The sequence below is a fragment of the Clostridium brassicae genome, assembly GCF_026738875.1.
GTDB classification, from domain to species: Bacteria; Bacillota; Clostridia; order Clostridiales; family Clostridiaceae; genus Clostridium_H; species Clostridium_H brassicae.
In genome coordinates this window covers 141,723-157,550 of sequence record NZ_JAPQFJ010000001.1, presented here as the reverse complement: position 1 = coordinate 157,550, position 15,828 = coordinate 141,723, and the positions used below count along the sequence as shown (strand labels likewise).

General features: G+C 29.1%; 13 protein-coding genes. 4 read left to right on the top strand and 9 right to left on the bottom strand.

The annotated features are described in order from the left end of the window. Positions 1 to 13 precede the first annotated feature (13 nt). The 3 genes from OW729_RS00765 to OW729_RS00755 all read right to left on the bottom strand — a co-directional run bounded on the left by OW729_RS00765 (position 14) and on the right by OW729_RS00755 (position 2,562). Positions 14 to 862: a patatin-like phospholipase family protein gene (locus OW729_RS00765; protein ID WP_268059486.1), complete on the bottom strand. Its 849-nt coding sequence runs from the start codon at positions 860 to 862 to the stop codon at positions 14 to 16. Positions 863 to 1,108: 246 nt separating this feature from the next. Then, positions 1,109 to 1,492 carry a hypothetical protein gene (locus OW729_RS00760; RefSeq protein WP_268059485.1) on the bottom strand — a complete coding sequence of 128 codons (384 nt, stop codon included), beginning with the start codon at positions 1,490 to 1,492 and terminating at the stop codon, positions 1,109 to 1,111. A 68-nt stretch (positions 1,493 to 1,560) separates the two neighbouring features. Then, positions 1,561 to 2,562 carry a glycoside hydrolase family 65 protein gene (locus OW729_RS00755; RefSeq protein WP_268059484.1) on the bottom strand — a complete coding sequence of 334 codons (1,002 nt, stop codon included), beginning with the start codon at positions 2,560 to 2,562 and terminating at the stop codon, positions 1,561 to 1,563. A 477-nt stretch (positions 2,563 to 3,039) separates the two neighbouring features. Here OW729_RS00755 and OW729_RS00750 point away from each other — a divergent pair, with 477 nt between their 5' ends. The 3 genes from OW729_RS00750 to OW729_RS00740 all read left to right on the top strand — a co-directional run bounded on the left by OW729_RS00750 (position 3,040) and on the right by OW729_RS00740 (position 7,198). Next, positions 3,040 to 3,528 (top strand): NADH-quinone oxidoreductase subunit NuoE family protein, encoded by a 489-nt coding sequence (locus OW729_RS00750; RefSeq protein ID WP_268059483.1) that lies wholly within the window; start codon positions 3,040 to 3,042, stop codon positions 3,526 to 3,528. A gap of 90 nt (positions 3,529 to 3,618) precedes the next feature. After that, positions 3,619 to 5,427, top strand: a complete 1,809-nt coding sequence (locus OW729_RS00745) for an NADH-ubiquinone oxidoreductase-F iron-sulfur binding region domain-containing protein (protein ID WP_268059683.1) — start codon at positions 3,619 to 3,621, stop codon at positions 5,425 to 5,427. 34 nt (positions 5,428 to 5,461) lie between these two features. Next, complete coding sequence (locus tag OW729_RS00740) at positions 5,462 to 7,198, top strand: NADH-dependent [FeFe] hydrogenase, group A6 (protein WP_268059482.1); 1,737 nt, start codon at positions 5,462 to 5,464, stop codon at positions 7,196 to 7,198. Positions 7,199 to 7,312: 114 nt separating this feature from the next. Here the strand turns inward: OW729_RS00740 and OW729_RS00735 are convergent, their stop codons facing one another. From OW729_RS00735 to OW729_RS00715, 5 genes are all read right to left on the bottom strand, one after another. Continuing rightward, positions 7,313 to 8,485 (bottom strand): SpoIIE family protein phosphatase, encoded by a 1,173-nt coding sequence (locus OW729_RS00735; protein ID WP_268059481.1) that lies wholly within the window; start codon positions 8,483 to 8,485, stop codon positions 7,313 to 7,315. Continuing rightward, positions 8,482 to 10,212 (bottom strand): [Fe-Fe] hydrogenase large subunit C-terminal domain-containing protein, encoded by a 1,731-nt coding sequence (locus OW729_RS00730; RefSeq protein ID WP_268059480.1) that lies wholly within the window; start codon positions 10,210 to 10,212, stop codon positions 8,482 to 8,484. Before OW729_RS00730 ends, OW729_RS00735 begins: the two co-directional genes overlap by 4 nt. 46 nt (positions 10,213 to 10,258) lie before the next feature. Next, positions 10,259 to 10,507: a (2Fe-2S) ferredoxin domain-containing protein gene (locus OW729_RS00725; protein WP_268059479.1), complete on the bottom strand. Its 249-nt coding sequence runs from the start codon at positions 10,505 to 10,507 to the stop codon at positions 10,259 to 10,261. 39 nt (positions 10,508 to 10,546) lie between these two features. Then, positions 10,547 to 12,283, bottom strand: coding sequence for a [Fe-Fe] hydrogenase large subunit C-terminal domain-containing protein (locus OW729_RS00720; protein WP_268059478.1), 1,737 nt, complete (start codon positions 12,281 to 12,283; stop codon positions 10,547 to 10,549). Between the two features lie 212 nt (positions 12,284 to 12,495). Continuing rightward, a complete protein-coding gene (locus OW729_RS00715) occupies positions 12,496 to 14,673 on the bottom strand; it encodes a GGDEF domain-containing phosphodiesterase (protein WP_268059477.1) in 2,178 nt (725 codons plus the stop codon). A gap of 412 nt (positions 14,674 to 15,085) precedes the next feature. Here OW729_RS00715 and OW729_RS00710 point away from each other — a divergent pair, with 412 nt between their 5' ends. Further along, positions 15,086 to 15,469, top strand: a complete 384-nt coding sequence (locus OW729_RS00710; protein WP_268059476.1) for a winged helix-turn-helix transcriptional regulator — start codon at positions 15,086 to 15,088, stop codon at positions 15,467 to 15,469. Between the two features lie 62 nt (positions 15,470 to 15,531). Here OW729_RS00710 and OW729_RS00705 read toward each other — a convergent pair whose 3' ends face one another. Then, on the bottom strand, positions 15,532 to 15,699 hold the full coding sequence (locus OW729_RS00705) for a zinc-ribbon domain-containing protein (protein WP_268059475.1): 168 nt from the start codon (positions 15,697 to 15,699) through the stop codon (positions 15,532 to 15,534). Positions 15,700 to 15,828 lie beyond the last annotated feature (129 nt).

Genomic DNA, 15,828 nt, shown 5'->3' with positions numbered 1-15,828 from the left:
TAAAAGAAAAAACTTATTTTCCAATCCATTTTACCATTTTTTCATAAGATTCTTTTGCATCTACATAACCCATTTCATATAGTTCTTCTAATCTTTCAGATTTTTTTTCAAGTCTGTCAACTTTTAATGGTTTACTTGGTCTAAATACAAACACCTCATTTTTTTTCTCCAATTCTTCTATGTAATCTAAAGTTGTATTATACATATCGTGCCTATTAAAAATAGCTTCTGCAAGAAGCGGATATTTCTTGTAGACTCTTCTTACTAAAGTTTTAAATTTATATGGTTCCTTCCTATACCCATTATTTCTAGTCAAAACTATTATATTTCTTTCCATACCATCTTGTTTCGCTTTTTTTATTGGAATAGAATCAGTTACCCCTCCATCTAATAACCTTTGTTCTTCTAATTCTACTACAGGTGCTAGTAATGGTATACTACTAGATGCTCTTATAACTTTAAGGATATCTTTACATTCATCTTTATCAAAATATACTGTTTTACCTGTTTTACAATCTGTTGTACCTATAATAAATTTTTGATTGGAAGATTTAAAAGCTTCAAAATCAAATGGTTCTAATTTATTTGGTATTTCATTAAATAAAAAATCCATACCAAAGATACTTTTTTCCCTTATTAAATTTCTATAACTTAAATACCTAGGATCTTTTATATAATGAATATTTATTCTTTTATTTCTTTCTTTTTGTTTTGATATATATGAAGTGGCATTACACGCTCCAGCAGATACAGCTACTACATATGGAAAATATAGATTTTTTTCCATAAAATAATCTAGAATTCCAGCTGTATAAAGCCCTCTCATACCTCCCCCCTCTAATACAAGTCCTATATTTTTCATACATTTCCCCCTCCACGTATTATGATATTTAAATTATAACCTTACTTTGGAATTTATTGCAACTAAATAGGTTATTTTCTATAAATCTCTTCTTACACCTGAGCAAAATATACAATAGCGAGTTACATTTTAAATTTTATTATGATATATTTATTTTTTAATAAAATCTATTGTATCCTACTTTAAATAGAATAAGGTTATATTTGAGATAAATACTAATACAGCACTTATCTCAAATATAACCTCTTAACAATATCTAAGAGTTATCCTAACTATTCTTCTGCATAATCTTATTGCAACCGGATATGGAACCCCATATCTCATCATAGTTCTAATAATTTCAGGATTATTTCTTTCTATCATTCTACAAATTCTATCTACATCCCTTGGTCTAATTTTAGAATCATACTTATCATCATAAAATTCATCATCATTATATTTGTCTTTTTGCCTATTGTCTACTCCTTCTACTCTTTCTTCTATTTTCTCTTCTACTTCCTCTTCTCCTCTTGTCATATCTTCAAAATATTGCTCTTCGAGAACAGCATCTACTTCTCTTGGCATGTATATACAACTAGGTAATTCAAAGGGTACCATCTCATAATCATCTAATAAGTCGCTTCTATACAATATAATATACCTCCATATATATATGTTACATTAATAAGATATGATTATATTGTTTTTTTGCTACTCTTTTATACTAATCTATAAGTTGCAATATAATTCCCTCCATATTTCTGTAATAATTTAAATTCATTAAACCTAACCATATTCTCAATTGTTTTATTCGCATTTGTATTTATATAAAAATTCTCCCAAAATCTTTTCAAAAAATTTTTTTGAGATTTCTCTATACTAAAAAAGCCTAACCTCTTTATATTTATTAATTCATCTTCTAATTTACTCTCCATATCCTTTTCTTTAAAATCTTTTGAAGTAAAATATAAAATAAATTTATTAAGTTGTATTTTTTTATTAACTATTGCTTGAAAATCATAAATAAATTCTATTTTTTCATCTTTTTCTATATTCTCAAAATCATAACGTCCCTCGTAAGAAACACTATTTTCAACACCACATATTACTTTAAATTTTGTATTATTAGTTTCTCCAACCATAAGCCCAAAGCTATCTTTAGATTTTTTCTCTACCATTTTTAAGTCTTTTTCTACCTTAACAGAAGATATTATTTTAATCTCTCCAGAAAAATTAAGTGGCACTACTTCATAACAAATAGCAGCTAAATGTTTATTATTGAAAGAAACTATTCTTTTAACATTTACCTCTATTCTTCTACCTCGCGGAGATTCCCATATAAAATGTCTATATAGAATACCACTTCTCAAATCAAGATTTCTCTCATATTCTAAAAAGACACCATTTATTATGTTAAATTCCTCATCTTCAACATATATTTTTAAACATTTGGCTTCAATTACATTAATATTTTTATTTTTCAATGGATCTTTTATTCCATAACTATCAGAATCTAATTCATAAAATCCATTTATAGTTGTACCTTGTGGATATACTTTATTATTAAAATAAACTTCCTCTTCAAAATCTCCTATCATTTTTATATATCCATTACTAGTCTCAAAAACTTTTGAACTTAAAGGCATATTGTTAATATCAAAATTCTTTTCAATAACATTCCATTCATTAAACAAACAATTATTTACAAAAAAATTTGACATATATGTTTACCACCTTATAATTATTAATTAATTTATTATATACGAAATTGCTTAAATTACTAATCACTTTAATTAAAAAATTACATAAAAAAACCATTGTATGTTATATATCTATCAAAGTTTTCCATTAAAATACCCTGATTTGAATAGTTCCTTGCAAGAGATTATGTTAATATATCTATATTTATATAGATTATATACCATTTTTGTATTTTTTTCAAATTAATGTTTATTTTTTACATATAACTTTGTTAAATTTTATATAATCTTTATCTTTATTTTTTACTCTTTTTATAGTAATCTAGTTATATAGAAATAATAAAGGCTAACTTTTCTTACATACAATCCATGAAGAGACAGTGAAATCCTTTGATTTTTCTGAATATTAAATGTTTTTTTACTTATTTAAATTTTTAAGTTGTGTTTATTAAATATTTCACAATATTACTAATCTTTTCTTTAAGGGGGTATTAATTAGTGTGCACTAATAAGTTAACTAGCGAAAAATTTCAAGATTTAGCAAAATTTATTGATGATTTAGAAGATAAGCAGGGTGCATTAATAGAAGTTCTTCATAAAGCTCAAGGCTTATTTGGCTATCTTCCTGAAGAAGTTCAGATATTTGTAGCCGATAAACTAAATATCAATGTTTCCAAAGTCTGTGGAGTAGTAAGTTTTTACTCTTACTTTAATACTAAGCCAAGAGGAAAATATGTATTAAGTATATGCATGGGTACAGCTTGCTTTGTAAAAGGTGCTGGAGATGTACTAAAAGAATTTGAAAAACAATTAAACATCAAAGCAGGAGAAACCACAGAAGACTCTAAATTCACTATCGACGTTCTAAGATGCGTAGGAGCTTGTGGACTAGCTCCTGTAGTTACTGTAAATGGTAAAGTTTATGGTCATTTTACAGTAGACATGGTAAGTAAACTTCTAAAAGAATACTCAGAATTGGAGGGATAATCCTTGAATAAAATAAATTCCTTTAATGAATTAAAAAAACTCAGTAATGAATTTAAAAACCTAGTATCACTTAGAAAATTATCAGAAGATATTAAAAATTGTAATAAAGAAAATTGTTTAAAAAGAGATATACTTATATGCGGAGGAACTGGTTGTAAATCCTCTGATAGCGATGATATTTTAAAAAATTTAAAAACTGAAATTGATAAGGCTGGTTTATCTGAAGATGTCAATGTTTCTATAACAGGTTGCTTTGGTTTTTGTGAAAAAGGTCCTATAGTAAAAATAGCTCCTGATAATGTTTTTTATGTTCATGTATCACCTAAAGATGCAGAAGATATAGTTCAAGAACATATACTTAAAGGTAACGTAGTGGAAAGACTCCTTTATGTTGAACCTACTATAAATTCAAAAGTAAAAAAACAAAATGAAATGTCTTTTTATAAGAAACAAAAAAGAATTGCTCTTAGAAATTGTGGCTTAATAAATCCTGAGGACATTAAAGAATATTTAGGAGAAGATGGTTATTTAGCTCTTGGTAAATGTATTACTGAAATGACCTGTGATGAAGTTATAAAATTAATATCTGAATCTGGATTAAGAGGAAGAGGTGGCGGCGGATTCCCTACAGGTAGAAAATGGAATTTTGCTAAAATGTTTAATGCCCCTCAAAAATATATAATTTGTAATGCCGATGAAGGTGATCCTGGTGCATTTATGGATCGTTCAATACTAGAAGGAGATCCTCACAGTGTACTTGAAGCTATGGCTATAGCTGGATATGCCATTGGTGCTTCTATAGGTTGTATTTATATAAGGGCTGAATACCCTTTAGCAATTGAACGACTTAGAATTGCCATAAAACAAGCTCATGAATATGGACTCCTTGGTGAAAATATATTAGGTACTAATTTTAATTTTGATATTAAAATTAAATATGGGGCTGGAGCTTTTGTATGTGGAGAAGAAACTGCATTAATTCATTCAATAGAAGGCTGTAGAGGAGAACCTACAAATAAACCTCCATTTCCTGCTGAAAACGGATTATGGAATAAACCTACTTGTGTAAATAATGTTGAAACCCTTGCAAATATACCAGCTATAATTAATAATGGTGCAAGTTGGTACAACTCTATCGGTACAGAAACATCTAAAGGAACAAAGGTTTTTGCTTTAGCAGGTAAAATAAATAATGTTGGTCTAGTTGAAGTTCCTATGGGCACAACTTTAAGAGAAATAATATATGAAATAGGTGGAGGAATTAAAAATGGCCGTAAATTTAAGGCTGTTCAAACTGGTGGTCCATCAGGTGGATGTATACCTGAACAATTCCTTGATACACCTATCGATTATGAATCTTTAACTGCTATAGGTTCTATGATGGGATCTGGTGGTATGATCGTTATGGATGAAGATAACTGTATGGTTGATATAGCTAAATTCTACCTAGACTTTACTGTAGAAGAATCTTGTGGAAAATGTACTCCTTGTAGAATCGGAAATAAACGTTTATATGAAACTCTAGAAAAAATAACTGCCGGTAAAGGAGAAAAACAAGATTTAGAAAACCTAAAAGAATTAAGTGAAACAATAAAAGATACTTCACTATGCGGTCTTGGACAAACTGCTCCAAATCCAGTTTTAAGTACAATGAAATACTTTATGAATGAATATGAAGCTCATATATATGAAAAACGTTGTCCTGCTGGAGTTTGTAACGACCTTCTTAGATATGAAATTACTGGAAGCTGTATAGGATGTACAAAATGTGCTAGACAATGTCCTGTATCTTGTATAAGTGGAAAAGTTAAAGAAATGCACGTTATAGATCAAGAAAAATGCATTAAATGTGGACAATGTTATGGTGCTTGTCCTGTTGGCGCAATAATAAAGAAATAACCCATCATTATTTAAAAAGGAAGAGGTGTAAGCTTTGAGTTTAGTAAACCTAACAATAAATAATAGAGAAATACATGTTGAAGAAGGTACGACTATTTTAGAAGCAGCTAAGAAACTAAATATCACTATCCCTGCATTATGTCACTTTAGACTGCCTGATGATAAAACTATAAATCATCCTGGTTCTTGTAGAGTTTGTGTTGTTGAAGTTGAGGGTAGAAAAAACTTAGCTCCTGCCTGTTCAACTCCTGTATCTGAGGGAATGGTTGTAAAAACAAATTCAATAAGAGCTATCAAAGCTCGTAGAAATATTGTTGAACTTATGCTTTCAGATCATCCACACGACTGTTTATTATGCGAAAAAAATACTTCTTGTGAACTTCAAAACTTAGCTGCAGATTTAGGTATAAGAGAAATTAGATATAAAGGTGAAAAAGCAACTTTCCCTAAAGATAACTCTAGTTACTCAATAATAAGAGATTTTGACAAGTGTATACTTTGTAGAAGGTGTGAGACTGTATGTAACGAGATTCAAACAGTAGGAGTATTATCTGCTATGAATAGAGGATTTAAAACTATAGTTGGTCCTGCTTTTGATCTTCCTATGATTGAAACTAAATGTACTTTTTGTGGTCAATGTGTTGCTGTATGTCCTACTGGAGCTTTAACTGAAGTTAATTATGTATCTCAAGTATGGGATGCATTAAATGATAAAGATAAAGTAGTCATTGTTCAAACTGCTCCCGCAATTCGCGCTGCACTTGGAGAAGAATTTGGACTTGAACCTGGTACTCCTGTAACTGGTAAAATGGTTTCCTCTCTTCGTGCTTTAGGATTTGATAGAGTATTTGATACAGATTTTGCAGCAGATTTAACTATTATGGAAGAAGCTAGTGAATTTGTTCATAGACTTAATCATAACGGAAGACTTCCGATGTTAACTAGCTGTTGTCCAGGATGGATTAATTTTATTGAACATGATTTTAATGACCTTTTAGATATACCATCTACTTGTAAATCTCCACAACAAATGTTTGGTGCAATAGCCAAAACATATTTTGCCGCTAAAATGAATATAAATCCCGAAGATATAGTTCTCGTTTCAGTTATGCCTTGCCTAGCTAAAAAATATGAGGCAGCTAGATCTGAAATGAATACTAATGGTATTAAAGATGTAGATATAGTAATAAGTACGAGAGAACTTGCAAAAATGATTAAGGAAGCTGGAATTGACTTTTTATCATTAAAAGATGAAGATTTTGACTCTCCTCTTGGAGAATCAACTGGTGCTGGTGTAATATTCGGAACATCTGGCGGAGTTATGGAAGCAGCATTACGTACTGCTTACGAGTGGATTACTAAAGAATCTATTCATAATTTAGAATTTAAACATGTACGTGGTCTTGAAGGTATAAAAGAAGCTTCTGTTCAAATAAATGATATGGAAATAAGGGTAGCAATTGCTAGCGGGCTTGGAAATGCTCGTAAGCTTTTAGAGGCTATTCAATCAGGGAAAGCAAATTATCATATGATAGAAATTATGGCATGTCCTGGAGGATGTATTGGTGGTGGTGGCCAACCATATATTCATGGAGATTCTTCAATATTAGAAAAAAGAATGGATGCTTTATACGCAGAAGATAAAAATAAATCTTTAAGAAAATCTCATGATAATCCTTACATTGAAAAATTATATAAAGAATTCTTAGGTGAACCTTATGGCGAAAAAGCTCATAATCTTCTCCATACTCACTATATAAAAAGAAAATAAAACCATTTAATTAAAAATTGACAAAAAATATAAGCTAGTGAAAATTTCAATTTTTCACTAGCTTATTTATCATTCCATTGGAATAAAATTTCACTGGCATATGGTTATTAGCCACTAAACATAATTTACCGTTACCGTTTTTCCAAGACTTTTCATAATCTCACATAGTTCATCTACTAACTTAAGTTTTATATTTAAATCTGAAGGGAAATCAGGATTTTGATGTGCTAAATTTACTGCTTTTCCAATCCATAAGTTCAAATTAGTGCAATCTTCCACTAGCATCTTTACCAAAATAGAAGCTCCATCTTTTTCTTTTATGTCATATATCATCCCACTCTCTGCATAACTCTTCACTGCCCTTTTCAGCTTTTCTACAGCTTTGCTTAAAGTAAGAACCCCTTCTGTTATTAAGTCTATTCCATACATAGTTGATATAGGTGGAATCTCTTTATAAAGAAGATCCATTTTAACCTTTATTGGCCTATTTAATTCCCTTGATGCAATATTAGCTGCTGTTCCTCCACAAATAATTTTTTTTCCTTTTCCCTGCATAAGCTTTTTAATTACATAACTATCATTTCCTTTATTGATAGGAGGACCTGTAAATAAATCAATATGCTCTGGTTGCCTCATTTTTACAGTCAATACAGTAGTATCATCTCCTGGTTTTTTCCCATATAAATCCCAACATACTTCTACTAAGTCTCTAGATATATTTTTAGCTGATTTTTTATTACAACAGCTTCTCTCTAAATAATTTTCCACTTTATCCCATGTCCAACCTAAATTTAAAACTTGACCTATTCCCGCATGAATAACCCCATCACTAATGGCAGTAAGTATATCTCCTGTTTGTGCATTAAATTTGCTTACATATACTTTCTTACCATTTATATCAATCTCTTTTTTATCTATATTTATACTTTTATTATTTCTAATTATAAATAAAGGAGGGTTATCATATTCAGCTGTATATATTCGACCATCATTATATATTTTAAGAATAGTAAATGTAGAATACGCTATATTCCTAACTTTACATACTGGAAGAGTGTTTACTATTGTGTCAACAGTTTCATATATATCTTCGCCTTCTTTCAACATGGTTGCTGCAATTTTAGTTGTAAGTGTAGATAAAATATTTGCTTTAACTCCACTTCCAAGCCCATCAGCTAAAACTATAATAATACAATCATCTAATTTAACTATTTCTACATTATCACCGCAAAGCTCTTCTTCATATTTAATTAAGCTATCATATGCAATATCTATGAATAAACTCAATCAATCTCCCCCTCCTCTCCTTCTACAATCCTTCTTAGTTTATTTAAAATTACCTTTGTCTCAGCTGTAGTTTCGCCAAGCACACCCGCAATTTCTTGTGCTACTCTCATCTGTCTTTCTATAACATCTTGAGCAGCATTTAAAGTGTTCTTTTTCACTCTATTTAATTCTTTTTTATTCTTTTCCTCATCCATTATATCAGTCAAAGCTGCCAATATTAAATTCTCTTTATGCAAATACATTATGTTAATCATAAATGCAGCATTATATTGAGGATAACAAACCTTTTTTCCTATAATACTCTCTGCGGTATCTCTTACCCTTACAAAATCAGTATCATCTATTAATAAACTAAGAGGCTTCCCTAAAATATTTTGAGGTTGAACACAGAATACTTGCTGAGCAGCTGGATTAATTTCTATTATATTGATGTCCTCATCTACCATAATTATGCCATTAGCTGTATTTTCAATAACTACATTGCTCAAACTTTCTGCTTTACTCCTCATAAAATGAAGACACATATCCGTTTCAGCCATCCCTTCAAAAACAGCTTTAGCCTTCTCTATACAAGTATCATATCCACAGACTCCACAATTAAGTTTATCTTCTTTGGCAACCTTCCCCATCTGTTTCATTATCTTATCTAAATCTTCTTTTGATGGAGTTGGTCTATGAAATTCCATTTTATTGAACTTTCTTTCGAAAGATATACCATCTAATACGTTTTCTTCATAATTATCTACTTTATTTTGTTTTAATTCTTTCTTATAGATATATTCTTTAGTTTTTTGAAGTCTTTTATAATACTGTTTTTTATTCTTCATCATATTATGTCCGCCTATACAGCCACCCCTACAAATACTTAACTCTGCAAAAACACCTTTTACAGTCCCCATTTTAATACTATCCAACATATCTATACAATCCTGAGTTCCACTTACAATAGCAGGATATAACATATTCTTATCTGTAGTTTCCTTAATAGAATTAACTATTTCACCAGCCAATAAAAAACTTTTTCTTCCCTTAGATATATTTCCATCGAATTCTTCTTCTTGTAACCTATCTAATTTTATTTCTGAACTATATATCCACTTATTAATTTCATTGAAATTGAGCACTGAATCTATAGTTTTTTCTTCAAATTCACTAATTTCTATCTTCTTAGCAATGCATGGATCTATAAATACTATAAAACTATCTTCCCCATATACTTTTCTAAGGATTTTCGCTTGAGCAATCATGGGTGACACCACAGGAATCATATATTTTATAAGTTCAGGATAATATTTTTGTATCAAATAGTTTGCAGATGGACAAAATGTAGTTATATAGTTTTCAAGATTACTATTATCTAAATAATTTTTATAATAATCACCTAAAACATCAATTCCCATATCATTTTCTTCTACAAAAGAAAAACCTAATTTTCTTAAAGCCGCTATTAACTTTCCTTCATCTACATTAAAATAACCTGCAAAAGATGGAGTTATACTAGCAATAACCTTTTTATTACCTTCAATAGCTTCTTTAACCTTATCTAAATCACTCACAACTCTTGTAGCATTTTGAGGACATATTTCAAGACAATGACCACAAGCTATACATCTTTCTTGAACGATTTCAGCTTGTCCATTTTTAAATTTTATGGCTTTTACTAAACAGGCACGTAGACATTTATAACAATTTTTACACCTAGCTTTTGAAAAATTTATATAATTCATTTACCATTTCCTCCTAAGTTGCTAATTAAATTCCCTACATTTTGTGTCATTTATTTAACTTATCAATCACTTGTTCTTTAAAAAATTTTTCTAAGCTACTTTCATCAACAGAAAGAACAGGACCATCATCTATTTTAATGGATACTGGTCTACAGCAGTTACCAAGGCAACAAGCGCCTTTGATAACCACCTTATCCTCAAGATTATTTTCTTTTATAAGTTCAGTTAATCTATTGATTATATTATAAGACCCTTTAAGATAACATGTACTTCCAACACAAACCGTAATTTCCATATCCAAATCACCCTTCTATCCTAACAACTTTTATTTTTTCTAATAATATTTATCATCACCAGAAATAACCTTCCTTAGCTTATTTAATATAACTTTTGTCTCAGCAGTAGTCTCTCCAAGAAGTCCTGCTATTTCTTGAGCTACTCTCATCTGTTTATCAATTACTTCTTGAGCAACATTTAATGTGTTTTCTTTGACTCTTAGTAACTCTATTTTGTTTTTCTCTTCTTCCATAATATTTATCATAGAAGCTAAAACCAAATTCTGTTTTTTAAGATACACAATATTCTGGATTAATATAGCGTTATATTGTGGATAATCTGCTCTTTTTCCAATTATACTCTTACCTGTTTCTTTAACAGTTCTAAAATCCTCATCATTAATCAGCATAGAGATTGGCTTACCTTTTATTTTTTCATCATTTACCATAAATACTTCTTGAGCAGCAGGATTTATTTCCTTTATATTTAAATCCCCATCTAGCAACATAACAATATTAGGAGTGTTCTCAAAAATTACATTACTTAAACTTTCTGCTTTATTTCTCATAAAATGTAGACACATATCAGTCTCTGCCATGCCTTCACAAATAGCCTTTGCCTTTTCTTTACAAGTATTGTATCCACATACTCCACAATTCAATTCATCTTTATCTTCAAATTTTCCCATTTCTTTTAATACTCTTTGTATCTCTTCTTTACTCGGCTCTTCTATTTTTAAGCTCTTATCTTGAAAAGTTCTATGCATATTTAGATTATCTATTGTAACTTCACTACATTTCACCTTATCTTGTGTACTTATCATATCTTCTCTTCTTTTAATATAATTTTTTACTCTTGATAATTTTTCATAATAATCATCATTGTTGTTTATCATATTTGGGCCTCCAACACAGCTACCCTTACAAACACTTATTTCTAAAAATACCGATTTCAAACTTTCTCTTTCCATACTTTTTAGAACATTTATACAATCCTCTGTTCCGCTTATAGAAATAGGTTGGAGATTATTCTTTTCTAGAGTTTTTTTAATTCCACTAATAATCCCTCCACCTAAAGGATAACTCTCCCCTCTTCTACATGCCAACTTATCAAAGTCCTCTTCATTAAGTGAATCTAAATCTAATTTACAATCTAAAATCCATCTATTTATTTCCTCGAAAGTTAAAACTGCATCTATAAATTTATTATCATCTAAACCTTCTGCTTCAATTTTTTTTGCAGCACAAGGTCCTATAAATACTACAAATGCCTCCTTACCATAAGCCTTTTTTAGGATCTGTCCATGTGTAAGCATAGGTGATACTACTGGTATCATATAAGGAACTAATCTCGGAAAATATTTTTCTATTAAATAGTTAGCAGAAGGACAGCAGGTAGTTATATAATTTTCGAGTTTATTATTCTTTATATAATCTTCATAAGCTTGTGATACAACTTCTGCTCCCATGGCAGTTTCTTCTACAATAGAAAAACCTAACTTTCTTAAAGCAGAAACTACCTTACCTTCTTCAAGATTAAAATAGGCAGGAAAAGAAGGTGCTATGCTTGCGATAACCTTTTCACCTCTAGTTATTAATTGTTGTACTCTTTCTAAATCACTTAATATGTCTCTAGCATTTTGAGGACATACTTCTAAACAATGCCCACATCCAATACAGCGTTCTTCAACTATCTTTGCTTGTTGATTTTTAAATCTAATTGCCTTAACTGGGCATGATCTTAAACACTTATAGCAATTTTTACAACTAGCCTTAGAAAAGTTCATATAATTCATTGTTTTACCTCTCCTAGTTATTTAATTTATCTAGTGTAAAGAACCTTTTCACAATTAATTCATAATCTTCGAAAAATTTTCTCTTACCCTTATATTATAAAGGAATAACTATTTTTTTTCACTACTTATTATTATATTAAGTAAATTCTAAAGTTCCTAAACTTTAGTGGTAAATAGCTTTTTTAAATACATATGTAAAAAAAAACAGTAAGTTAAACACTTACTGAAAAAAAACCTTTTTTTAAATTTTTCTCTACATTATTTGCTTCATATGGTTTACTAAAAAAATATCCCTGTATCTTATCACATTTTTTATTAGCTAATATTTTTAGTTGATCTTCAACTTCAACCCCTTCAGCAACAACATCCAATTTCATCTCATGAGCAATTAAAATAATGCCCTCTATTACAGATTTTTGAGTATAATTTACACAAATATTATCTATAAAAGTCTTATCTATCTTTACAGTATCTATTGGTATCTTCATTAAATAGTTTAGTGAAGAATATCCTGTTCCAAAATCATCTAAAGCAGTTTTTACTCCAATTGTTCTTAGTTCATCAAGAATTTTTATACTCTTTTGTAATGACTCCATAAGAACACTTTCTGTTATTTCTAATTCTAAAAATTGAGGTTCTAATTTAGTTTCTTCTAAAATATTTTTAACCAAATCTACAAATCCTCTTTGCCTTAATTGTATTGAGGAAACATTAACTGCTACAGTATCATACTTATAGCCTTTATCTTTCCATTCTTTATTTTGCTTACATGCAGTTCTAAGTACCCATTCTCCTATATCAACAATAAATCCAGTTTCTTCCGCTATAGGTATAAATTCCATTGGCGAAACTAATCCCATTTCAGGATGCTTCCATCTTATAAGTGCCTCAAGACTAACGATCTTTCCAGTTTTAACTTCAACTTGAGGTTGATAATATAATTCTAATTCATTATTATCTATAGCCTCTCTTAGTGCTTTTTCTATTTTGGTTTTCCTTAGCATTTCATCATACATAGATTTTTCAAAAAACTCATATCTATTTTTTCCAGAAGATTTTGCATCATATGCAGCTGTATCTACATTTCTTAATATTATATTTAAATCAGAGCTATCATGAGGGTAGTGAGTTATTCCTATACTTGAAGTTATGTAAATTTTATGCTCTCTTACTTGCCATAAATCTTTAAATATATCTAATATCTTATTTACACTTTTTATAGCTTCTTCTCTTTTATAAATATTAGGTTGAAGTATTAAAAATTCATCTCCACCAAACCTTGCTAAAATATCATCTTTTCCCAAAACTTCTTTTAATTTACAAGCTATAACCTTTAATAATTCGTCCCCTACATCATGTCCTAGAGTATCATTTATATTTTTGAAATTATCCAAATCTAAAAATAAAACTATACCTTTATTATCTTCTTTTAAAATTTCTTTCAATTTTTCTTTAAAAAATCTTCTATTAGGTAATCCTGTTAAACCATCATAATAGGCCATATTAAAAATAATTTTTTCTTTTTTTATTCTTTCATCTATATTAATATGTGCTCCCGTTACACGAGAAGGATTACCTTCACCGTCCCAAACAGCAGTAGCTCTATCTTGTACCCAAATATATGATCCATCTTTATTTTTAAATCTATATTCTATATTATAACTATTTATTTCCTTATTAAGATACTTGTTCATTTCTTCTACAACTCTTTGTTTATCTAATGGATGTATTAAACTTTCCCATACATCATATGAATCTTCTATATCCTCATCTTGATATCCCAGCATATTTTTCCAGCTATTTGAATAAAACATCTTATTATTTTTTATATCAAAATCATATATTCCATCTTTTGCTGCTAATAAGGCTAACTGATATCTTTCTTCACTTTTTCTAAGAAGTTCTTCCTTTTCCTGTAATTCATTATACTGGATTCTAAGTTCTTCCTCTGTTGCTGTCAATTCTTCATATACAGCTGAAAGTTCAATATACTCTTCCTCTAGCCTTTTTTCTTTTTCCTTTAATGTTGTAACATTTATACTAACTCCACCTATTAAAGAAATTTCATTCTTTTCATCTGGAATAGGAAATTTTACAATCATATAAGTGTTATTCTCACCATTAACTTCTATAGTCTCTTCTGTTAATATGTACTGTCCTTTATTTAATTCAAATGCTTCTAAATCACTCTGTGTTATATGATTTACTGTGTCCTTTAACCATATTTCATCATTCTTTTTGCATAAAATTTCATGTAATGGCTTGTTTAATATTTTCTCATATTTCTTACTTAAAAAAACTGTCTTCATGTTTTTGTCTTTAATAAAAACTAATCCAGGTATATTTTTAATAAAAAGTGAGTTCTTTTCCATGTCGTTGAAGTTATTCAAATATATCACCTACCTTGGGCACAAGCTTTAAATTAAACTAATTTTAAGTAAAAATAACCACCATACTTAACATAATTATAATACTAGAAATTATTATTTTCAAATACTTTTATTGATAGCTTTTAACATTTTACACTATTTTTTAATGAAGTATATGGCATTTTTTCTTATTTTAACATATTTTTGCATGAATTTCATTTATTAATATTAATTTTATTCAAATGCATATTATATTTTTATCTTAAAATGAGATTATTTTCTAAAATCAACCTTATTTTTCAAGTATAAATATAGATTTTACACTGTTACATTTTATGGTATAATAATAAATGTCCTTATAAATTATTTAGACTATATATATTTTTAAAGTATATACAGTCAAAAAATATACTAATAGAGATGAGGGGGATACATGTCAAAAGTTAAAGATAAAACTTACCTATGTGGTATGGAGCTCACAATGGATGTGATTGGTGGTAAATGGAAAAGTGTTATACTATGGCATTTAAGAAATAAAACTCTTAGATTTAGCCAATTAAAAAGAAGGCTTCATGGCATAACTCAAAAAATGTTAACTCAACAACTTAGGGAATTAGAAGAAGATGGTCTTATAAATAGAAAAGTATTTCCTCAAGTTCCTCCAAAAGTAGAATATAGTCTTACTGAATATGGACAAAGTATTGTACCTGTTCTTTACAGCATTTATCAGTGGGGAATTAATTATTCAAAACATTTTGATCTAGATTTAGACATCCCTGAAGACATTATTCAAAAAATAATGACTTGTGAAGTATAAAATATCACAAATTTAAAAATGACTGTTGTAATCAACAGTCATCCTTTTACATTATATAAATATTATCTTCTAGGTCCTGAATTTCTTTTTTGCATCTTTTTCTTTTTTCTGCACTCTGGGCATCTTACAGGATCATTCTCAAACCCTTTTTCTTTGTAAAAAGCCTGTTCTCCTTCTGAAAATACAAACTCATTTCCACAATCTTTACATACAATTACTTTGTCTGCCATTATAAACTAACTCCTCTTCCTTTTTAATTTTATTTGCTGCTCTTAATATCAAAATTTCATAAAAGCTTTGATTATTATGGCCTGGAATGATACCTTAAGCGCACCTTATCTTTATTCAGTTTACCACAT

What these genes read in the sequence shown, in the direction of transcription:
- OW729_RS00765 (WP_268059486.1), bottom strand. Translation starts at nt 862, where the DNA reads ATGAAAAATATAGGACTTGTATTAGAGGGGGGAGGTATGAGAGGGCTT.
- OW729_RS00755 (WP_268059484.1), bottom strand. Translation starts at nt 2,562, where the DNA reads ATGTCAAATTTTTTTGTAAATAATTGTTTGTTTAATGAATGGAATGTT.
- OW729_RS00730 (WP_268059480.1), bottom strand. Translation starts at nt 10,212, where the DNA reads ATGAATTATATAAATTTTTCAAAAGCTAGGTGTAAAAATTGTTATAAA.
- OW729_RS00725 (WP_268059479.1), bottom strand. Translation starts at nt 10,507, where the DNA reads ATGGAAATTACGGTTTGTGTTGGAAGTACATGTTATCTTAAAGGGTCT.
- OW729_RS00720 (WP_268059478.1), bottom strand. Translation starts at nt 12,283, where the DNA reads ATGAATTATATGAACTTTTCTAAGGCTAGTTGTAAAAATTGCTATAAG.
- OW729_RS00710 (WP_268059476.1), top strand. Translation starts at nt 15,086, where the DNA reads ATGTCAAAAGTTAAAGATAAAACTTACCTATGTGGTATGGAGCTCACA.
- OW729_RS00705 (WP_268059475.1), bottom strand. Translation starts at nt 15,699, where the DNA reads ATGGCAGACAAAGTAATTGTATGTAAAGATTGTGGAAATGAGTTTGTA.